Origin of the sequence: Kitasatospora sp. NPDC057500 (assembly GCF_042802195.1) — a bacterium.
Lineage (GTDB): Bacteria > Actinomycetota > Actinomycetes > Streptomycetales > Streptomycetaceae > Kitasatospora.
This window is the reverse complement of the sequence record NZ_JBHVER010000100.1, coordinates 1-21,497: the sequence shown is the minus strand read 5'-3', so window position 1 is coordinate 21,497 and position 21,497 is coordinate 1. Positions and strand designations below refer to the sequence as shown.

Here is a 21,497-nt window from a genome sequence, read left to right as displayed (position 1 = left end):
GCGTGCGGGTTCGCGCCGGCGGCCGGGCCGGGACGCGCCCGACCCGGTCCGCCCGCGCTCGCCCGCGGTTCACGCGCGCTCGCCGCCCGGCCGCCAGTTCTCGGCCAGGTCGGCCCACAGGTAGGCGGCGGTCTCGACGCCCTTGGCCAGCAGGTCCAGCTCGACCTTCTCGTCCACCGAGTGCCAGCCGTCCGAGGGCACCGAGATGCCGAGGAACAGCACCGGCGCGCCGAGCACGTCCTGCAGGTCGGCGGCCGGGCCGGAACCGCCCTCACGGGTGAACAGGATCTTCTGCTCGAAGGCACGCCCCATCGCCCGGACGGTGGACTGCAGCGCCGGGTGGTCGAGCGGGGTCAGGCAGGGCCGGGTCGCGCCCGGGAAGACCAGCTCGTAGCGGATGCCCTCGGGCACCCGGTCGGCCACCCAGGAGCGGACGGCCTCGCGGACCTTCTCGACCTCCTGGCCCGCGACCAGCCGGAAGGAGAGCTTCAGATGGGCCGAGGAGGGCACGATGGTCTTGCCGCCGGGGCCGGTGTAGCCGCCCCAGATGCCGTTGACCTCGGCGGTCGGGCGGGCCCAGATCCGCTCCAGGGTGGAGTACCCGGCCTCGCCGCGGGTGCCGTACGACTTGGCGGTCCGCAGCCAGGCCGCCTCGTCGAAGGGCAGCTCGGCGAAGAGCGCGCGCTCGCGGTCGGTCAGCTCGACCACGCCGTCGTAGAAGCCGGGGACGGCGACCCGGTGGTCGGCGTCGTGCAGGCCGGCGGCCAGCTCGGCGGCGACGGTGGCCGGGTTGGGCACGGCGCCGCCGAAGGAGCCGGAGTGGATGTCGGTGTCCGGCCCGTACAGGTCGATCTGGGCGTCGGCCAGGCCCCGCATGCCGGTGCAGACGGTCGGCGTGGTCTCGGACCACATGCCGGTGTCCGAGATGATCACGACGTCGGCGGCCAGTCGGCCGGCCTCGCGGCGCACCAGGTCGGCGAAGTGCGGGGAGCCGGACTCCTCCTCGCCCTCGACCAGCAGCTTGAGGTTGACGGCCGGCGCGGTGCGGCCGGTGGCGGCCAGGTGGGCGCGCACGCCCAGGGTGTGGAAGAACACCTGGCCCTTGTCGTCGGCGGCGCCCCGGGCGTACAGCCGGTTGCCGACCACGGTCGGCTCGAACGGCTCGGTCGCCCAGCCGTCCTCCCGGGCGGCGGGCTGCACGTCGTGGTGGCCGTAGACGAGCACGGTCGGCGCGTCCGGGTCCCCCGAGGGCCACTCGGCGAAGACCGCCGGCAGGCCGTCCGTCTCCCAGACCTCGGTGACCGGGAAGCCGGTGTCGCGCAGCTTGGCGGCCAGCCACTCGGCGGAGCGGCGGACGTCGCCGGCCCGGCCCGGGTCGGCGGACACCGAGGGGATGCGGAGCCAGTCGGCGAGGTCCGCGAGGAAGTCGGACCGGTGCTGGTCGATGAAGGAGCGGACGACGCTGTCCGGAGTTCTCGTCATACGGACGACTTTAGTTCGCCCGGGTACCCGCGAGCGGCCCCGGTCCCGAAGGCCGGACACCCCGGGCCCTGTTACGTGCGTCACCCCGGACGCACGGCGGCGTCCGGGGTGACGGGAACGGGGCGGCGGGAACGGGGGGCGGGCGGGGCTCAGCCGCTCCGGCGCAGCAGCGAGATCCGCGAGCGGGTGAGCAGCGCGGCCAGCGCCACCGCGAGCAGCGGCAGCAGGATCAGGGTGCCCCCGATGTTGAGCCAGGGGAACACCACGACGCCCTTGGCCGCCTCCTCCTGGAGGCTCATCCCGGGGTAGCTCGACGAGGCGGCCTCGACCTTGCGCAGCGCGATCGCGGGCACCACTCCGGCGACGGCGCCGAGCACGGCGCCCATGGTGGCGATGACGCCGCACTGGAAGCCGGACAGGGTGCGCCGGATCCGGGGCGCGGCGCCGACCGCCGCGAGGGTGGTGAGGTCGCGCTGGGAGTCGGCGGCGGCGAGGCCGGTGGCGATGCCGGCGGCGCCGAGGGCGACCAGGCCGGCGAACACGGTCAGGCCCAGGGTGATGAGGTTGCCCGGGGACCGGTAGCCGCGCTCGATGTCGAACTGCACGCCGTCGGAGAGCTTCGAGAGCGCGGCGAGGGCCTTCTGCTCCGCGGCGTCGGAGGCCGGGCCGTCGGGCCGCCACACCGAGCCGATGTCGCGGGTGGTGAGGCCGAGGCGCTGCGCGGCGTCGGGGCTGAGCAGCACCTGGCTGGCCGGCGCCTGCGAGGAGGTGGCGAGGTGGGCGTCGACGGTGACGGGGTGGACGGCCGGCTCGGCCTCGGGGTTGTTCTCGTCCCTCGGCTCGGTGAGCTCCAGGATGGCCTTGCCGTCCTTGATGTAGCGCTCGTCGAAGACGACGGCCTTGCCGGCCGCGAGGGCCTGGACGGCGGCCTGGTCGGTGACGTCGTAGAGGTTGCGCAGCAGGCCGCTGTCGCCGGCCTGGACCAGGCCGAAGGGGCTGCCGCGGGAGATGTGGTCCTCCTGGCAGCGCGGGTCCTCGCGGGAGAGCCGCTCGCGTTCGGCCGGGTCGACCGTCCCGGCGCTGCGGAGCGTGGCGGGGCAGCGGCGCTCCTCGGGCATCACGAGCGTGGCCCAGCCGCAGTTGCCGTTGCGGCTGACCATGCAGTCGCCCTGGTAGTTGACGCGCTGGACGTCGGCGCGGCTGCCGAGCCCGGGGATGCTGTTCTGCACGGCGCCGCGCATCTGCGGGAGCAGCGAGCCGTCGGATCCGGCGCCCCAGCCGGCGGAGAGGACGACGGAGTGGTCGGGGCCGGTGGCGACGTACTCGCGGCGCAGTTCCTCGTCGGAGCTGGAGGTGTAGACGCCGACGGCCACGGAGCCGGCGACGGCGGCCATGACGGCGGCGACGGCGGGGGCGGTGCGGCCGCGGTGGCGCACCGAGTCGCGCAGCGCGAGGCGGGGGCCGAGTGGCAGCCAGCGGCCGAGCCGGCCGAAGAGGCCGACCAGGTAGGGGGCGAGGGCGACCATGCCGAGTTCGGCGATGGCGGAGCCGCCGAGCACGGCGAGGGAGCGGCCGCCGAACCCGCCGGTGGCGCCGAGCAGGGCGAGGGCGGAGCCGCCGCCGAGCATCAGCAGGCCGAGCAGGGCGAGCTTGCGGCTGGGCGGCTTGAGGTTGTCGCGGCCGGTGAGGGCGGCGACGACGTCCTGCCGGGAGGCCTGGACGGCGGGCACGACGGCGGCCAGCAGGCCGGTGACGAGGCCGATCAGGGCGATGCCGAGCAGGTCCAGCGGCTGGAGGTCGAAGTGGCCGAAGCGCTGGCCGGCGAACTCCTCGGCCCGGGTGCGCAGCAGGGCGACCAGGCCGATGCCGAGGACGAGTCCGACGAGGGCGCCGACGAGGCCGAGGACGACACCGCCGCCGAGGACGACGGCGCGCACATGGGCGCGGTCGCCGCCGCCCGCGGCGAGCAGGCCGAGCTGGCGGCGGGAGCGGCGGGCGCCGACGGCGAAGGCCGGACCGGCGAGCAGGACGATCTCCAGCAGGGCCATGCCCATGACGGTGCCGATGATGACGACGGAGGTCCGGTCGAGGAACGGGGTGGAGCCGCTGCCGACGCCCCGGCGGTCCTGGTCGAGGTAGAACGGCACCTCGGAGCGGGGCGGCGGGTCGAGGATCACGGTGCGCGAGGCGACCAGGAAGCCGTACTTGTTGAGCTCCACGACCTCGGCCCAGTCGAGGGTGGCCCCGGCCGGGAGGCGGACGAGCCAGTTGTTGACCTCCTCGCTGACGGAGGTGTGCCCGCGCTGGCCGGAATCGGCTACGGGCAGCTTGGCGAGCGGGTCGAGCAGGGCGCCGGGGCGGGCGAACAGGTCGACGCCGCGCAGGTCGCCGGGGTGCTCGGCGACGCCGGTGATGGTGTAGGGGGTGGCTTCGAGGCCGCGCGGTGAGGTGCGGTCGCCGATCTTCAGCCCGGAGGTGTCGAGGAAGGCCTGGGTGACGGCGATCTCGTGGTCGGCGCTGGGGGCGCGGCCCTTGACCACGTCGTAGCGGCCGTGCCAGACGGGGTCGGCGAGGTCGAGTTCGGTGATCCGGACGCTGGTGAGGCCCTCGGCGGTGCTGGTGGTGGTGTAGGGGCCTTCTCGCAGCGGCACCAGGGTGGCGCCGGGCAGCAGTTGCCGGGCGAGGTCGGCGGGCGCGGTGTCGAGGCTGCGCTGCTGCTCGGGGGTGAGGACGGGCTTGCCGTTCTCCTTCTTCGCGTCGTCGACGGTGGTGATCCTGCGGTCCGCCTCGGGGTCGGGGGCCTGCAGGACGACGGCGCCGCGGTCGAGGATCTCCAGGGAGGCCTCGGCCTGGCCCATGCTGCGCTCGATCTTCTCGACCGGGTCGAGTTCGGCGCTGCGGAACATGACGTCGGCGCCGGCGACGCCGAGGACGGGCAGGGCGACCATGGCGATGACGAGGGCGCTGCGGCCCTTGGCACGCAGGGCGTCGCGGCGGGCGATGCGCAGGGCGACCCGCCAGGAACCGAGATTCACTCCCCCACCGGGCCCTTCGCGTTGGCGGCGGCCGCGACGAGCAGGCTGCCGGCGTCCTGGCTGGCGCTCTCGTCGACCATGCGGCCGTCGCGCAGGAAGACCACGCGGTCGGCCCAGGCGGCGTGCCGGGGCTCGTGGGTGACCATCATGGCGGCGGCGCCGGCGTCGCAGCGGGCGCGCAGCACGGCGAGGACGGACTCGCCGGTGGTGGAGTCGAGGGCGCCGGTGGGTTCGTCGGCGAGGACGAGGCGGCGGTCGCCGATCAGGGCGCGGGCGATGGCGACGCGCTGCTGCTGGCCGCCGGACATGTCGTCGGGGAAGCGGTCGGCGAGTTCCGGGATGCCGAGTTCGTCCAGGGCGGCGAGGGCCTCGCGGCGGGCGGCGCGGGTGGAGACGCCGTCGAGTTCGCGCGGCAGGGAGATGTTCTCGGCGGCGGTGAGCGCCGGTATCAGGTTGTAGTCCTGGAAGACGTAGCCGACGGAGCGGCGGCGGACCTCGGCGAGCCTCTTGCGGCTGAGTCCGCCGAGGGCGACGCCCTCGACGAGGACCTGCCCGTCGCTGGGCGTGTCGAGGCCGCCGGCGAGGGTGAGCAGGGTGGATTTGCCGGAGCCGGAGGGGCCCATGACGGCGACGAACTCGCCGGGGTGGACCTTGAGGTCGACGCCGCGCAGCGCCTGGACCTCGGCTGCGCCCTGTCCGTGGACCCGGGTGACGTTGTCCAGGTGCAGGACGGCGCCGGCGCCGTTTCCGCTCGGACCGGTGTGGGACACGATTCCCCCTGCTGTGGTGGGGCCTGCGGCGCTCGGGCGCGGCGGGCCACTGGTTCGTTTCGGTGAGGCCCTCAGGCCTTGGTACGGCGGCGGCCGAAGCGGGTGGGCGCGGGTGCTTCCCCGCTGTCACGGGCCTCGGCGGCGCGGGCCTGTTCGACCTCGGCCTGCTGGGCGAGCCGGGTCTCGCAGTGGTCGAGCCAGCGGACCTCGGCCTCGGTCTGGAAGATCAGCTGTTCGAGGACGAGCAGCCAGGCGAGGTCGGACCCGGGTTCACCGGCGCCGCCGGGGCGGCTCTCGCCGCCGAGGGCGCGGGCCTTGAGGCGGGTGTAGTCCTGGAGCGCCTTGATGCTGTGCCGGCGCTGGCCCTGGACCACGGCGGGCACGTCGACGCCGGGGACGGTGACGGCCATCGCGAGCTTGATGGCGAGTTCGTCGCGGGGCGGGTTGGTGCGCGGCACCGGGGTGTCGAACCAGGCGCGCAGTTCGGCGCGTCCTTCGTCGGTGACGGCGTAGAACTGGTGGCCCTCCTCGTCCTCCCCGGCGGGGACGACCAGGCCGTCGCGTTCCAGACGGGCGAGCGTGGTGTAGACCTGGCCGACGTTCAGCGGCCAGGTGGCGCCGGTGCGCGCCTCGAACTCGGTTCTCAGTTGGTAGCCGTAGCGCGGCCCCTGGTCGAGCAGGGCGAGCAGGCCGTGGCGGATGGACATACCGAGTATGTATACCCGGTATGCTCAACGGGTCAAGCCGGGCGGGGCCGAAGGGGCAAGGGCGTCCGGCCAGGACATCCGGCCGTCACGGGCGGCGGGTAACGTCGGGGGGCGTGAGCCAGCTGCGCATCGCCACCTTCAATCTGCTGCACGGTCAGCCGCTCGCGCCCGACGGCGCCCCGCGGCCCTACCCGCCCGACCCCGGCGGGCCGCTCGCGAAGGCGGTGGCCGCGCTGGACGCCGATGTGCTGGCCCTCCAGGAGGTGGACCGCGGGCAGGCCCGCTCCGGCGGCACCGACCAGGCCGCCGTCGCCGCCGCCGCGATGGGCGCCACGGACTGGCGGTTCGCCGCCGCCCTGCACGGGCGGCCCGCGCCGGTGGCCGGCTGGCTGCCGGAGGCCTCGGCGCCCGCCGGGATCCGGGTCTACGGGCCGGCCGAGGTCGACGACGGCGCGCCGCCCTCCTACGGCACGGCACTGCTCACCCGGCTGCCGGTGCGGCACTGGCGGGCCCGCCGGTTCGCGCCGGCGCCCTTCGGGCTGCCGCTGCGGGTGGCCGGGCGGCGCGGGCTGACTCCGGTGCCGGACGAGCCGCGGGCGGCGCTGGCCGCCGTCCTGGAGGGCGCGAACGGCCCGTTCACGGTGGTGGCCGCGCACCTGTCGTTCGTGCCGGGCTGGAACATGGCGCAGCTGGCGGCGATCCGCCGGTGGATCGCCGACCTGCCGCAGCCGTACCTGGTGCTGGGGGACTTCAACCTGGTGGGCGCGGTGCCGCGCACGGTGCTGGGCGGGGCGAGCGCGCTGGAGCGGTCGGCGCCGCGGGTGCGGGTGCGGGAGCTGCGGGCGGCCCGCCGGGCCCGGCCGGCACTGGTGGAGCCGCGCCGGCGGCGGGTGCGGGAGCCTCGGGCGCGGCTGCAGGGCTGGTCGGACCTGGTCCGCACGCCGACCTATCCGTCGCACCGGCCGGCCGTGCAGTTCGACCACGTACTGGCGGTGGGCGTGCCGCGCTCCGCGGTGGGGCCGGCGTCCGCACCGCGCTCGGCGGTGTCGGACCACCGGCCACTGGTGGTGCGGGTGTCGCTCTAGGGCCGGCCGGGGCCGGCTACGGCTGCCGGGACAGGTGCCCGTTCTGCTGGGGAACGAGCGGGACGGGCGGGGCGGTCGGGGCGGTCGGGGCGGGCGCGGAAGTCGGGGCGGGCGGGGCGACTACGGCGGTGGCGGCGGCCTGGGAACGGTCGGCGGCGGGCGGGGGCTCGTACTGCAGGAGCAGCATGGCGGCGTCGTCGCCGAGTTGCCGTCCGACGTGGCGCACCACGTCCTCGTGCAGCCGGCGCAGCACCTCGACGGGGCCTCCGCCCTCGGCGCAGCGCGGGAGGCGTTCGGCGAGCGGGTAGAAGGCGCCGGCCCGGTCGCGGGCCTCGATGACGCCGTCGGTGAAGAGCAGGACGCGGTCGCCGGGGGCGAGCGGGACGCGGTGGACCGGGGGGCGGACGTCGGCGGGGTCGAGGACGCCGAGCGGGGGCACCGTCTCGGCGAGTTCCAGCGGGCGGGCGGCCTCGGTGCCGCGCAGCAGCAGCGGGGCGGGGTGGCCGCAGTTGACGATCTCGGCGGTGCCGTCGGGGCCGACGCCGATCAGGACGAGGGTGACGAACTCCTCCTCGACGCCGGGGTGGTCGTTCTCGTGCAGGGCGCGGTCGAGGCTGTCGGCGAGCCAGCCGGCGACCTTGTCGAGGGCGGCCTCCTGGTGGGCGGCCTCGCGGAAGGCGCCGAGCACGGCGGCGGCGGTCTCCACGGCGCCCAGCCCCTTGCCCCGGACGTCGCCGACGACGGCGCGCACGCCGTGCCGGGTGTTGACGACTTCGTAGAGGTCGCCGCCGATCCGGGCGTGGGCGGCGGCGGCGGCGTAGTGGACGGCGGCACGGACGGTGCCGACCCGGTCGGGGACGGGGCGCAGCAGGACCCGCCGGGCGATCGAGGCGACGAGTTGGGCGTCGGCGAGCAGCCGCTCCTGGCGCAGCCTCAGGGTGGCGCTGACCCAGCCGATCGCGGCGACGAGGACGATGGCGAAGACGGTGGCGCTGTGCACGGACTCGCCGAGCACGTCGTTGTGGAAGGCCATCAGGAACGCGGCGGCCTCGGTGCAGGCGCCGATGGCGAGGGGGTACCAGGTGCGACGGCTGACCACGGCGGCCAGCGCCGGAACGGCGGTGAGCGCCGGTTCGACGGTCACCGCGGCGTCGGTGAAGTAGTCGAGGACGACGACCAGCACCATGCCGATGAACGGCAGCGACAGTGCCGTCCTCGGCCAGGTGCCGGTCGCGCCGGGTGCGGCCCCCGGGGTCGGCCCGGCGAACCGTTCTCTGATCCATCCGGTCGCGCTCAACTTCGGTTCTCCAGCAGAAGACGCCGATGCCCGTGGGCACCTGCGGTGATGACTGAGGGTTAGGGAATGCGGGCCTCGCTGGCGGCCGGAGCTCGGGGGTTGACCGGTTACCGACCCCACAATATGCGCGAAACGTGCACTACGCACAGGTTTCGCCCGATGCCGTGATGACTTGAATGCTCTCCGTGACTCATTCTTCACTGTTCCCGATCAGGAGCCGTTCCAACTCTTTTCGGCCGGGAAGTCCTGCGGGTTGTTCGATCCGGCCGCTGCGGACGTACAGGAACGAGGCCGTGACCTGCTCCAGGGGGACGCCCGCCTGTTCGGCCCACGCCAGCCGGTAGACGGCGAGTTGGAGCGGATCGGCGGTCTCCTCGCGGTGCGTCTTCCAGTCCACCACTTCGTAGCGTGACGCGCCGCCGATTTCTGACCCGTCGTCACCGTCACGATAGACCGCGTCGATCCGGCCGCGCACCACCCGGCCCGCCAGCACCAGCTGGAACGGCGCCTCGACGCGCAGCGGCTCGCGGTGCGCGTACGGGGTGCGCAGGAAGGCCTCCTTGAGGCGTTCGAGGTCCTGCTCGTCCTCGATGCCGTCCTCGTCGGCGCCGGGCAGCGCGCCGGGTCCGATCAGCATCAGCGGTTCGATCCGGGACTGCACCCAGGCGTGGAAGCGGGTGCCGCGCCGGGCGGCGGGCTGCGGCGGGCGGGGCATCGGGCGGGCGAGGTCGTGCGCGAAGCCGTCCGGGTCGGCGGCCAGGCGCAGGAGCTGGGTGGCGGAGAGCGAGGCGGGCAGCGGCACCTGCCGCACCCGGCTGCGGGAGCGTTCCAACTCGCCGATCAGCGCGGTCAGGTCACGGTCCCAGGACTCCACCAGCCGGCGGTCCTCGGGGGCCATCGGCTCGGGTTCGGGCGCGGGCGCCCCGGCCAGCCGGCGGTGCACGACCTCGGCGACCCGGCGGCGGGCGTGCTGGGCGTGCGGGTCGAGCGGAAGCGGCCACGGGCGTTCGGCGGGCGCCGCGAGCGCCGGGTTCTCCTCGCCCTCGGCGGGCGGATCGGCCCAGGCGGCGATCTCGCCGTTGCCGGGGCGTTCGACGTGCTCGCGCAGCTGCTCCAGGAAGGCGGACGGGCCGCGCGGGGACTTCTGGCTGGGCCCCCACCAGTGGCCGGAGGCGAGCAGCAGGGCGCGCGGGCGGGTGAAGGCGACGTAGCCGAGGCGCAGCTCCTCGACGGCCGAGTGCTCGGCGAGGGCGGCCTTGAACTCCTTCATCGCCTTGGCGGTCCAGCCGCCGAGCAGGTCGGGCAGGGTGGCGGCGTCGCCGCGCAGGGCGTGCGGCAGGACGCGCTTGGTGCTCGTCCAGCGCTCGCGCGGGGAGGAGGACGGGAAGGCGCCCTTGACCAGGCCGGGGACGGCGACGACGTCCCACTCCAGGCCCTTGGACTTGTGCGCGGTGAGGACCTTGACGGTGTCCTCGCCACCGGGCAGGCCGGCGTCCAGGCCGCGGTCGTGCTCCTGGGCGGCGCGCAGGAAGCCGAGGAAGGCGGCGAGGCCGGGGTCGCCGTCGAGGTCGGCGAAGGAGGCGGCGACGTCGAGGAAGGCGTGCAGGGTCTCCCGGCGGCGGGCGGCCAGCGCCTGCGGGGAGGCGGCGAGCTCGACCTCCAGGCCGGTGACGGCGAGGACCCGGTGCAGCACGTCCATCAGCGGCTCGGCGAGCGAGCGGCGCAGCTCGCGCAGTTCGCGGGCGAGCCGGGCGAAGCGGATCCGGGCCTCGGCGGAGAACGGCAGCTCGTCGGCCTCCTGCGCGTCCAGGAAGGTCTCCAGGGCGTCGGCGAGCGAGACCACCTCGGTGGGGTCGGTCTCGGCGACGGCGGCGGCCAGCGCCCGCACGCCCTCGGTCCGCTCGGTGCGCACGAGTTCGGCGGCGCGCCGGCCGAGCAGCGCGAGGTCGCGCGGGCCGATCCGCCAGCGCGGGCCGATCAGCAGCCGGACCAGGGCCGCGTTGGCGGTCGGGTCCTGGAGCACCTCGCAGACGGCGACCAGGTCGGCGACCTCGGGCAGGTGGAGCAGTCCGCCGAGGCCGACCACCTCGACCGGCACGTCCCGGGCGACCAGGGCGGCGTGCACGTCGGGGAAGGCCGCGCCGCCCCGGCACAGCACGGCGATCCGGCCGGGGGCGGTGCCGGTGCGCACCAGGTGGGCGATCTCGTCGGCGAGCCAGTCGACCTCCTCGGCGTGGGTGGGCAGCAGCGCGGCCCGCACCAGGCCGTCGGTCTCGGCGCCGGGGGCGGGGCGCAGCGCCTCGACGCCCTCGTGCATGGCGCGCAGCGGCGCGGCGAGGCCGTTGGCGAAGGCGAGCAGCCGCCCGCCGCTGCGGCGGTTCTCGCTGAGCGCGTAGCGGTCGGCGGGGGTGCCGTCGGCGTTGGGGAAGTGGCGGGGGAAGTCGTCGAGGTTGGCGACGGAGGCGCCGCGCCAGCCGTAGATGGCCTGGCAGGGGTCGCCGACGGCGGTGACGGGGTGGCCGGGTGCCGCCGGACCGTCGGAGCTGCCGGGGCCGTGCTGCGGACCGGCGCCGAACAGCCCGGCCAGCATCAGGCGCTGGGCGACCGAGGTGTCCTGGTACTCGTCGAGCAGCACCACCCGGTACTGGTCGCGCAGCAGGGCGCCGACCTCGGGGCGCTGCTGGGCGAGGCGGGCGGCGGCGGCGATCTGGTCGCCGAAGTCCATCAGCCCGGCGGAGGCCTTGCGGCGCCGGTAGTCCTCGACCAGGCGCAGCAGTTCCAGGCGGGCGCGGGCGGTGGCGGGCACCGCCCGCAGGTCCTCGTTGCTCAGCCGCACCCCGGCGAGGGTGTCGAGCAGGTCCTCGTCGAAGGCGCGCAGGGCGGCGGGGTCGACGAGGTGCTCGGCGAGTTCGCCGTCGAGCGCGGTGAGGTCGGCGACCAGGTTGGCGAAGGTACCGGTGAGGGCGGGGAACGGGCCGCGGGCGGTGCGCAGCACCTTGGCGGCGAGCTGGAAGCGGGTGGCGTCGGCGAGCAGCCGGGTGTCGGGCTCGATGCCGATGCGCAGGCCGTGCTCCTTGAGGAGGCGGCCGGCGAAGGCGTGGTAGGTGGAGATCTCGGGCTCGCCGAGCACCTCCTCGTCGTCGGGATCGGCGACGCCGGCGCGGTGCAGGGCGGCGCGGACGCGTTCGGCGAGTTCGCCGGCGGCCTTGTTGGTGAAGGTGAGGCCGAGGACCTGTTCGGGGCGGACGGCGCCGGAGCCGACCAGCCAGACGACCCGGGCGGCCATCACGGTGGTCTTGCCGGAGCCGGCGCCGGCGACGATGACGGCCGGCCGCAGCGGGGCGCCGATGGCCGCCATCTGCTCCCGGTTGAAGGGGATGCCCAGCAGCTCCTTGAGCTGGTCTGGATGGCTGAGCACGGCGGTCACCACGCAACGGTAGCCGGGGGCACCGACAGCCGGGGCGCCGCTGTGGCGACGGCCACGTGCCGCGTCCGCCACATCCGGCGTCCACCGGCCGTTCGCCGGGCCCGGCTCGACGAGCCGGCTACTCGACGAGCTGGGCGCCGTCGCGCTGGGCGGAGCAGCTGCGGCGGAAGGCGCAGCGGTCGCAGCCGCCGCCGGTCTGCGGGACGAACCGCTCGGCGAGGACCCGCCCGGCGGCGTCGGCGAGCAGGTTCTCGATCCACGGCTCGCCCTCGGGCGGGTCCTGCCGCTGCACCTTGGGCGCGTCGGCGGCGCTCTTGTCGGGCTTGCGCAGCTGGACGAGCTCGGCACCGCCGGACTCGGGGGCGGCGGCGTCGAAGCCGGGCAGCCCGTTGAGGGCGCCGGAGCGGACGGCGAGCTGGTAGACGGCGAGCTGCTTGTGCTCGGGCAGCGACTTGTCGGTGGGCGTCTGCTTGCCGGTCTTGAAGTCGACGACGTAGGCGCGCCCGGCCTCGTCCTTCTCGACCCGGTCCATCGAGCCGCGGATGCGCACCTGGACGCCGCCCGCGTCGAGGGTGACGTCGAATTCGTGCTCGGTGGCGACGACGTCGCGGCCGCGGGCCATCACGTGCCAGGTGAGGAAGCGCTCCAGGGCGGCGCGGGCCTCGGTCTTCTCCTGCTGGGACCTCCACGGCGCGTCGAAGGCCAGCGCGTCCCAGACGGTGTCCAGGCGTTCCATCAGGACGGCGAGGTCGGCGGGGGTGCGGCCGGAGCCGACCTCGTCGGCGAGGGCGTGCACGACGTTGCCGAAGCCCTGGGCGGCGGAGGAGGCGCCGCGGGCCTTGACCTCCTTGTCGAGGAACCACTGCAGCGAGCAGTTCTCCAGCTGCTCCAGGCCGCTGCCGGACAGCCGCACCGGCAGGTCGGCGGAGCGCAGCGGGTCGGGGGCGGCGGTCGGGTCGTCCAGGCCCCACCAGCTCTCCGGGCGGGCGGCGGGCACCAGCGGGCGGTCCTCGTCGTCGGTGGCGAGGGCGAGGGTGGCGAGCCGCTCGGCGGCGGCGCGGCGCAGTTCGGGCGAGCGGGCGGCGTCGACGGTGACCGCGCGCAGCTCGGCGACCAGCGCGGGCACGGCGAGCGGGCGGCGCGGGCGGTGGGCGACGTCCTCGACGGTGACCTGCGGGGTGCGCCGCAGGACCCGGCCGGTCCTGGGGTCGACGTCCTCGCGGTAGAGCTCGCGCAGGAAGCGGGAGGGCTGGTCGCCGTCGTCGGCGGGGGCCTTGACGGCGGTGACGACGAGCCGGTCCTTGGCGCGGGTGGCGGCGACGTAGAAGAGGCGGCGCTCCTCGGCGAGCAGCGCGGTGGGGGTGAGCGGTTCGGCGAGGCCGTCGCGGCCGATCCGGTCGGCCTCCAGCAGGGAGCCGCGGCGGCGCAGGTCGGGCCAGAGGCCGTCCTGGACGCCGGCGACGACGACCAGGCGCCACTCCAGGCCCTTGGAGCGGTGGGCGGTCATCAGCCGGACGGCCTCGGGGCGCACGGTGCGCACGGTGAGGGTGTCGGCGGCGATGTCCTGGGCCTCAAGCTCGGCCAGCAGGTCGAGGGCGCCGCGGTGGCCGGTGACCTGCTCCTCGGCGCGGGCGGCGGTCTCGAACAGGGCGCAGACCGCGTCGAGGTCGCGGTCGGCGTTGCGGCCGGCGGCGCCGCCGCGCAGGGCGGCCCGCTCCAGCCGCTCGCGCCAGCGGCGGGAGCCGTCCCACAGCTGCCACAGGGCGTCCTCGGCGGTGCAGCCTCCGGCGAGGGCCTCGCGGACCTTGCGCAGCAGGGTGCCGAGGTCGTGGGCGCGGCGGGCGTACGGGGCGTCGAGGACGGCGAGGCGCTCGGGTTCGGCGAGGGCCTCGCGCAGCAGGTCGCCGGCCGGGCGGGGCACGGCGGGGGGCGCGCCGTCGCCGTACGCGGCCTCGGCGCGCAGGGCGGCGCGCTCCTCCTCGCGCAGGGTGCGGCCGAGGCGGCGCAGGTCGGCGCCGTCGAGGCCGCCGAGCGGGCCGGTGAGCAGGGCGTGGGCGAGGTCGGTGGTGAGCGGGTCGGGCCCGCCGTCACCGGTCTCGGCCGTCTGCCGGTCGCGGACGGCCTGCTCGGCGCAGACCCGCAGGGCGAGCAGCAGCTGGGCGACGGCCGGCTCCTCGCGCAGCGGCAGGTCGTCGCCGTCGATCTCCAGCGGGACGCCGGCCGCGCCGAGCGCCCGCCGCACGCCGGGGATGGACCGTGCGCCGGCCCGGACCAGGACGGCCATCTCGCCCCACGGCACACCGTCCTCCAGGTGGGCGCGGCGCAGCAGGTCGGCGATCGAGTCCAGCTCGGCGCCGGGCGTCGGGTAGGTGTAGACCTCGACCCGGCCGCCCTCCCTGGCGGGCAGCGGGGAGCGGTGCTGGGCGAGCTTGTCGGCGGGCAGCCGGCCCATCGGCATCCGGCGGGTGAGTTCTCCGGCGGCGGCGAGCAGCACGGCGCCGGAGCGGCGCGAGACCCGCAGCACCTTGACGTCGGCGGGGCGCCCGTCGGCGTGCCGGAAGGTCTGCGGGAACTCCAGGATGCCGTTGATGTCGGCGCCGCGGAACGCGTAGATGGACTGGTCGGGGTCGCCGACGGCGATCAGTTCGCGCCCGCCGCCGGCGAGCCGGCGCAGCAGCCGGACCTGGGCGGGGTCGGTGTCCTGGTACTCGTCGACGAAGACGGCGTCGTAGCGCTCGCGCAGGCTCCGCTCGACCTCGGGGCGGTCGGCGAGCAGGACGGCGCGGTGCACCAGCTCGGCGTAGTCGAGGACGCCGCGCAGGTCCAGGACGTCCAGGTAGTCGGCGAGGAAGTGGGCGGCGGCGGCCCAGTCGGGGCGCTGGACGCCCTCGGCGAAGCGGGCCAGCTCGGCCTCGCCGAGGCCGAGCTCGCGGCTGCGGGCGAGCACGGCGCGGACCTCGTCGGCGAAGCCGCGGGTGGTGAGGCAGGCGCGCAGGTCCAGCGGCCAGGCGATCCGGGAGCGGCCGCGCCGGGCGTCCTCGGCGCCGCCGGCGAGCAGTTCGCGGACCATGACGTCCTGCTCGGGGCCGGAGAGCAGGCGCAGCGGCTCGGCGTAGTCGGCCGGGTCCTGGTGGGCGCGCAGCAGGGCGTAGCAGAAGGAGTGGAAGGTGGTGGCCTGCGGGGCGGCGGCGCGCGCGCCGGCGGCGGTGGCGGAGAGCCGCCCGGCCATCCGGTCGCGCAGTTCCATGGCGGCCTTGCGGCTGAAGGTGAGGACGAGGATCCGCTCGGGGTCGGCGCCGTCCTCGATCCGCCGGGCGACGGCCTCGACGAGGGTGGTGGTCTTGCCGGTGCCCGGTCCGGCGAGCACCAGCAGCGGGCCGCCCGCGTGCTCGACCACGGCGCGCTGGTACGCGTCGAGTCCGGGCGGGGCGGGCGGTACGAGGGGGTTGCGCACCAGACGGTAGGGGGAGCTCACGGACGTCCTGGGGGTCGTGCTCGGGCAACTGCGGGCGGGCCCTTCGAGGGGCCCGCCGTATCGAGCCTACGATCCTGCCCCGTCATTCCCGTCCGCGCACGGGGTTCCGCCGATCTCAGTCCTCGGCGTCCCGGGCGTCCGCGAAGTCCTCGGCGTCCCGGGCGTCTGCGAAGTCCTCGGCGTCCTGGGCGTCCTCGGCGTCCTCGGTGGGCCGGCCGTCCCAGCGGGCGCGCCGCAGGTCGACCCGGGGCGGGTCGGCGAGCTCGCGCAGCGGGGTGCCCTCCTCGCCGTAGCGGGCGAGGGCGCGGTGCTCGTGGCCGGGCAGCAGCCGGCCGTCGGCGCGGATCACCCGCCACCAGGGCACGGCGCCGCCGTACAGGGCCATCGCCCGGCCGACCTGCCGGGGGCCGCCCTGGCCGAGGTACTCGGCGACGTCTCCGTAGGTCATCACCCGGCCGGGTGGAATCCGCTCGGTCAGGTCGAGCACCAGTTCGGCGAAGGGCGGCAGCTCGCCGGGGGCGGTGTCGTCGGGGGCTTCCGTCACCTGCGGCATCCTTCCGTATCCGGCCGGTCCGCGGACCCGGGGCGGCCGATCCGCCGCGCCCGATCCGGCCCCTGTCCAGCGCGGGGCGCCGAGGCATGCCACCATCTTCGGGGCGGTGAGTGGTGATACGAGGACAAGACCAGATGACCGGGACGGCCGACGTGGGTGTGGACGAGGGCTCCGACGAGTCCTCCGACGGCATGCCCGCGGGCGGCGTCGGCGACACCGCCGCCGAGGCCTCACCGGAAGTCTCCCTGATCAAGGACCGGACGATCAAGAGCCCCCAGCCGGCCGGCCCCGCGCACGGGGCCCCCGCCGTCGTACCGACCCAGCCGTCCGCCCCCGAGGCCGCCGCGAGCGCGTCGGCCCCGCCCGAGGACCCTCCCGCGGACCTGCCCGTTCCGCCCGGGGCCCCCGGCCGGCGCTCCGGGCACGACCCGCTGGACGACGCCCCGCACCTGGACGTCGACGAGCCGCTGCTCGCCGCCCGCGCGCACCGCCCCTCCGACCTCATCCGCTTCCTGGCCGGCGTCCTCGGCATCGTCGCGGTCTTCGTGCTCGCCGGGGTGGCGACCTCCACCACCACCGGCATCGAGATCGACATCGCCGAGAACGCGCCCCGCTTCTCCCCGGTGCTCTCCACCATCACCGGCCTGGTCTCCAACGTCGCGGTGCTGGCCGTCCCGCTCGCCTTCGCGGTCGAACGGCTGATCAAGCGCGACGGCCTGCGGGTCGCCGACGGCGTGCTCGCCTCGGTGCTGGCCTACGGCGTCTCGCTGGGCATCGACTGGTGGGTCGCCGAGGGCGCCTCCGACCACATCCGGGACGCCCTGACCCGCTTCCCGCTGGACTCCGTCGGCACCCTCACCGACCCGGTGCACGGCTACCTCGCCCCGGTGATCGCCTACATGACGGCGGTCGGCATGTCGAGCAGGCCCCGGTGGCGGGTCGCCCTGTGGGTGGTGGTCGTCTTCAGCGGCATCACCGAACTGCTCGGCGGCTACACCACCCCGCTGTCGCTGCTGCTCACCGTGCTGATCGGCTGGTCCGTCGCCTACGGCACCCTCTACGCGATCGGCTCGCCGAACATCCGGCCCACCGGCCAGCACCTGATGATCGGCCTGCGCAAGGTCGGCTTCACCCCGGCCAGCGCCCACCGCGCCCCCGACGCCCCCGGCGGCACCCGCCGCTACCTGGTCGCCCAGCAGAGCGGCCCGCCGCTGGACGTCCACATCGTCGACCGGGAGCAGCAGGCCTCCGGCTTCTTCTACCGGGCCTGGCGCCGGCTGCGGCTGCGCTCGGTCGCGGTGCGGCGCAGCCCGCAGTCGCTGCGCCAGGCGCTGGAGCAGGAGGCGCTGATCGCCTACGCGGCCGCCGCCTCCGGCGCCCGCGCCCCGCAACTGGTCGCCACCTCCGAGCTGGGCCCGGACGCCGCGATCCTGGTCTACGAGAACGTCGAGGGCCGCATCCTGGACGACCTCGCCGACGAGGAGGTCACCGACCAGGTGATGGCCTCGCTCTGGGAGTCGGTCGCCGCCCTGCACGAGCGCCGGATCGCCCACCGCCGGCTCACCGGTGAGTCGCTGCTGGTGGTCGACGAGAAGACGGCCTGCCTGGTCAACCTCTCCGGCGGCGACATCGCCGCCACCGACCTGACCCTGCGGATCGACGTCGCCCAGCTGCTCACCACCTTCGCGCTGCGGATCGGCCCCGAGCGCACGGTCGCCACCGCCAACGCGGTGCTCGGCGCCGAGCGGGTCGCCCAGTCGCTGCCGCTGCTGCAGCCGGTCGGCATGAGCCGCTCGACCCGCGTCGACCTGAAGCGGCTCACCAAGGACCGCAAGGCCGCCGCCCGGGCCAGGGCGCTGGAGCAGGTCGCCGCCGGGGAGCGCACCCAGCAGCAGGCCGAGGAGGACATCGCGGCCGCCGGCGAGGACCTGCTCAGCCGGATCCGCGCCCAGATCCTGCAGATCGCCCCCGAGGCGCCGATGGAGCCGGCCAAGCTGGAGCGGCTCAAGCCGAAGAGCCTGATCATGGTGGTCGCGCTCACCTTCGCCGCCTACCTGACGCTGACCACCGTCAAGCCCGCCCAGCTCAAGCTCTCCCAGATGAACTGGGCCTGGGCGGCGGTGGCCCTCGCCGCGGCCGCGTTCTCCTACGTCGCCGCGTCGATGAGCCTGACCGGCTTCGTCCCGGAGAAGCTGCCGTTCCGCCGCACCGTGGCCGCCCAGGTCGCCGGGTCGTTCGTGAAGCTGGTCGCCCCGGCCGCGATCGGCGGCATCGCGCTGAACACCCGCTACCTGCAGAAGGCGGGCATCCGCTCCGGCCAGGCCGTCGCCTCGGTCGGCGCCTCCCAGCTGGCCGGCCTGACCGGGCACCTGCTGCTGCTGTTCAGCTTCGGCCTCATCACCGGCAGCCAGACCAACGGCGACCTCTCCGCGTCCCGCGCGGTGATCATCGGCGTGCTGAGCGCCGCCGTGCTGGCCCTGGTGGTCGCGGCGGTCGCCCCGCTGCGGCGGTTCGTGCTGAACCGGCTGCGCTCGCTGTTCTTCGGCGTGGTGCCCCGGATGCTCGACCTGATGCAGACGCCCAGCAAGCTGATCACCGGCTTCGGCGGCATCCTGCTGCTGACGCTCTCCTTCACCGCCTGCCTGGACGCCTCGGTGCAGGCGTTCGGCGGCTCGATCTCCTTCTCGGCGGTCGCCGTGGTCTTCCTGACCGCCAACGCGGCCGGCTCCGCCATCCCCACCCCGGGCGGCATCGGCCCGGTCGAGGTCGCGCTGATCGGCGCGCTCACCGTCGCCGACGTGCCGCCCGCCGTCGCCACCCCGGCAGTCTTCCTCTACCGGGCGCTCACCTTCTGGCTGCCGGTGCTGCCCGGCTGGATCTCCTACAACGTGCTCCAGCGCAAGGGCGCGCTCTAGGCCCTCCGCGGGCACGCGAAAGGGCCCGCCGGAGCGGGCCCTTCCACACGTTCACCGGACGCTGCGGATCAGTAGACCGGCTTGTGCGGCTCGATCTGGTTGATCCAGCCGAGCACGCCGCCGCCCAGGTGGACGGCGTTGGCGAAGCCGGCCGACTTCACCACGGCCAGCACCTCGGCCGAGCGGACGCCCGACTTGCAGTGCAGCACGATCTTCCTGTCCTGCGGCAGCTGCTCCAGGGCGTTGCCCATCAGGAACTCGTTCTTCGGGATCAGCACCGCGCCGGGGATGTTGACGATCTCGTACTCGCCGGGCTCGCGGACGTCGATGAGGAAGATGTCCTCCTCCTCGTCCTGCCACTGCTTGAGCTGCTTGGAGGTGATCGTCGAACCGGCGGCCGCGGCCTGCGCCTCCTCCGACACGACGCCGCAGAAGGCCTCGTAGTCGATGAGCTCGGTGACGGTCGGGTTCTCACCGCAGAGCGCGCAGTTCGGGTCCTTGCGGACCTTCACCTGGCGGTAGTTCATCTCCAGGGCGTCGTAGATCATCAGCCGGCCGACCAGCGGGTCGCCGACCCCGGCCAGCAGCTTGATCGCCTCGGTGACCTGGATCGAGCCGATCGACGCGCACAGCACGCCCAGCACGCCGCCCTCGGCGCAGGACGGGACCATGCCCGGCGGCGGCGCCTCCGGGTAGAGGCAGCGGTAGCAGGGGCCGTGCTCGGCCCAGAACACGCTCGCCTGGCCGTCGAAACGGTAGATCGAGCCCCACACGTACGGCTTGCCGAGCAGCACCGCGGCGTCGTTCACCAGGTACCGGGTGGCGAAGTTGTCGGTGCCGTCCACGATCAGGTCGTAGCCGGAGAAGATCTCCATCACGTTGGAGTTGTCGAGGCGCTCCTCGTGCAGGATCACGTCGACGTAGGGGTTGATCTCCTTGACCGAGTCGCGCGCCGACTCGCCCTTGGAGCGGCCGATGTCCGACTGGCCGTGGATGATCTGGCGCTGCAGGTTCGACTCGTCGACCACGTCGAACTCGACGATGCCGAGCGTGCCCACACCGGCCGCCGCCAGGTACATCAGCGCGGGCGAGCCGAGGCCGCCGGCGCCGACGCACAGCACCTTGGCGTTCTTCAGCCGCTTCTGCCCGGCCATGCCCACGTCGGGGATGATCAGGTGGCGGGAGTACCTGCGGACCTCGTCAACGGTGAGCTCGTCGGCCGGCTCGACCAGGGGTGGCAGCGACACGGGGACTCCGATGGTCGTCAGTTCAGGTGGCCAGGGCCAACCTCTAGGGGCATTGTTGCTCCGCCACCGAGGTGGCTCTGCTACGCCAACAGTGTCACGCCGCCCCGGTATTCCGAGACAGCTCGTCCGATGGGCGAGACGGGCCGCGCCGGATGGTGGGACCACGGAACAGGCCCAGGTCAGGCCCCGGTCGGGCCGCGATCAGGCCCCGGACGGCCTTGCTGCGGGGCCGTCCGGAGCCTGCGGGGAGCCGCGGGGAGTGCGCGCGGGCCGGGTCAGACCCGGCAGGCCGTCTCCAGCCAGACGTCGCCCAGCGACTCCTCCAGCGGCACCTGCGTCCGCCAGCCGAGACGGTCCCGGGCGGTGCGCACGTCCGCCTGCCGCCACGGCACCGGCTCGCCCGACGCCACCCGGCCCTCGCCCGGCCGGGGCTCCGCCGGACGGTGGCCCGGCAGGTGATGCGCGGGCACGTGCCCCGGCACGTGCTCGACCGTCCCGCCGGCCTGCGCGGGCAGCACCACCTGCCGGTTCTCCTCCACGATGGCCCCCTCGAAGCCCGACGCCCGGACCAGCAGCTGGGCCGCCTCGCGCGCCCGGACGGCGTGGCCGCTGCCGATGTTGATCACCCCCGTCGCGGCCGACACCGCCGCCGCCTGGATCGCCCGAGCGACGTCCCGCACGTCGACGAAATCCCGGTATCCGGACAGGTCCGGCATCCGCACCTGGGACTCCTCGCGCTCCAGCGCCCGCCGCAGGCCCTCCGCCAGCCGCCCGAACAGCGAGGCGGTCGGCGCCCCGGGCCCCACCACGTCGAACACCCGCAGCACCGCCGCGTCCAGCCCCGAGGCCAGCACCAGCTCCGTACCGGCCAGCTTCGACACCCCGTACGGGCCCACCGGGCGCGGCTCGGAGCCCTCCGACACCGGGACCCCGCCCGGCACCGGCCCGTACTCGGCCGCCGAGCCGACGTGCACCAGCCGGGCCGGCTCCCGGCTGCGCCGGATGCCCTCGCAGACCGTCGCCACGGCCAGCGTGTTGGCCCGGATCAGCGTGCGCGAACTGCCGTAGGTGGCGCCCGCGCAGTTGATCACCACCTGCGGCGCGACCGCGTCCAGGAACCGGGCCAGCGCGCCCGGACTGCCGGTGGTCAGGTCGAAACGGATGTCGGCGGAGTCACGCCGGCCGAGCACCGTCACCTGCAACTCCGGATCCACGAGCAGGCGGTCGGTGACCCGACGGCCGATGAAGCCGTCGGCGCCCAGCAGCAGCACCCTCATTCGGGGGCGTCCTTCCACGAAGCCAGACCGGTGCACGGCCTGGCGGGTCCGAGTGAACAACGGGAGGTCGAACGGTCGGGCGCGCACCGGTGCACGCCCGAGGGTCACCGGTGCGCCCGGCTCGGCACCGGCCACGCGTGCACCGGCGGCACCGGCGCCGCCCGCGAGCGGGGCGGACTGCGGCGCAGCGGCACCCGCCGCCGCCGCGGGGGCGGCCCGGGCGGGGG

12 protein-coding genes are annotated in these 21,497 nt (G+C 75.2%); 2 read left to right on the top strand and 10 right to left on the bottom strand.

The features are described 5' to 3' along the window. Positions 1–69: 69 nt before the first annotated feature. From ACFU74_RS21480 to ACFU74_RS21465, 4 genes are all read right to left on the bottom strand, one after another. Positions 70–1,482: a dipeptidase gene (locus ACFU74_RS21480; RefSeq protein ID WP_380759049.1), complete on the bottom strand. Its 1,413-nt coding sequence runs from the start codon at positions 1,480–1,482 to the stop codon at positions 70–72. 149 nt (positions 1,483–1,631) lie between these two features. Next, positions 1,632–4,517, bottom strand: a complete 2,886-nt coding sequence (locus ACFU74_RS21475) for an FtsX-like permease family protein (protein WP_380759047.1) — start codon at positions 4,515–4,517, stop codon at positions 1,632–1,634. Beyond that, positions 4,514–5,290 (bottom strand): ABC transporter ATP-binding protein, encoded by a 777-nt coding sequence (locus tag ACFU74_RS21470; protein WP_380759062.1) that lies wholly within the window; start codon positions 5,288–5,290, stop codon positions 4,514–4,516. Before ACFU74_RS21470 ends, ACFU74_RS21475 begins: the two co-directional genes overlap by 4 nt. Positions 5,291–5,358: 68 nt before the next feature. Next, complete coding sequence (locus ACFU74_RS21465; protein ID WP_380759045.1) at positions 5,359–5,994, bottom strand: PadR family transcriptional regulator; 636 nt, start codon at positions 5,992–5,994, stop codon at positions 5,359–5,361. Between the two features lie 113 nt (positions 5,995–6,107). Between ACFU74_RS21465 and ACFU74_RS21460 the strand changes: the two genes are divergently transcribed. Continuing rightward, positions 6,108–7,079 (top strand): endonuclease/exonuclease/phosphatase family protein, encoded by a 972-nt coding sequence (locus tag ACFU74_RS21460; protein ID WP_380759043.1) that lies wholly within the window; start codon positions 6,108–6,110, stop codon positions 7,077–7,079. A 16-nt stretch (positions 7,080–7,095) separates the two neighbouring features. On the opposite strand, the gene ACFU74_RS21455 is transcribed toward ACFU74_RS21460, so the two are convergent. From ACFU74_RS21455 to ACFU74_RS21440, 4 genes are all read right to left on the bottom strand, one after another. Further along, entirely contained in the window at positions 7,096–8,376 is a 1,281-nt protein-coding gene (locus ACFU74_RS21455; protein WP_380759041.1) for a PP2C family protein-serine/threonine phosphatase, read from the bottom strand. A gap of 190 nt (positions 8,377–8,566) precedes the next feature. Continuing rightward, on the bottom strand, positions 8,567–11,803 hold the full coding sequence (locus tag ACFU74_RS21450) for a UvrD-helicase domain-containing protein (RefSeq protein ID WP_380759038.1): 3,237 nt from the start codon (positions 11,801–11,803) through the stop codon (positions 8,567–8,569). Between the two features lie 118 nt (positions 11,804–11,921). Further along, positions 11,922–15,278 (bottom strand): ATP-dependent helicase, encoded by a 3,357-nt coding sequence (locus ACFU74_RS21445; protein ID WP_380759036.1) that lies wholly within the window; start codon positions 15,276–15,278, stop codon positions 11,922–11,924. A gap of 115 nt (positions 15,279–15,393) precedes the next feature. Continuing rightward, a complete protein-coding gene (locus ACFU74_RS21440) occupies positions 15,394–15,831 on the bottom strand; it encodes an MGMT family protein (RefSeq protein WP_380759034.1) in 438 nt (145 codons plus the stop codon). A gap of 134 nt (positions 15,832–15,965) precedes the next feature. On the opposite strand from ACFU74_RS21440, the gene ACFU74_RS21435 reads away from it, so the two are divergent. Further along, the gene (locus tag ACFU74_RS21435) at positions 15,966–18,746 is read left to right on the top strand and encodes a flippase-like domain-containing protein (RefSeq protein WP_380759033.1); all 2,781 of its coding nucleotides are present in this window, start codon (positions 15,966–15,968) and stop codon (positions 18,744–18,746) included. A 68-nt stretch (positions 18,747–18,814) separates the two neighbouring features. Here ACFU74_RS21435 and moeZ read toward each other — a convergent pair whose 3' ends face one another. Then, positions 18,815–19,993 carry an adenylyltransferase/sulfurtransferase MoeZ gene (gene moeZ, locus ACFU74_RS21430; protein WP_380759031.1) on the bottom strand — a complete coding sequence of 393 codons (1,179 nt, stop codon included), beginning with the start codon at positions 19,991–19,993 and terminating at the stop codon, positions 18,815–18,817. A 275-nt stretch (positions 19,994–20,268) separates the two neighbouring features. Further along, positions 20,269–21,270, bottom strand: a complete 1,002-nt coding sequence (locus ACFU74_RS21425) for an NAD-dependent epimerase/dehydratase family protein (RefSeq protein ID WP_380759029.1) — start codon at positions 21,268–21,270, stop codon at positions 20,269–20,271. Between the last annotated feature and the right edge of the window lie 227 nt (positions 21,271–21,497).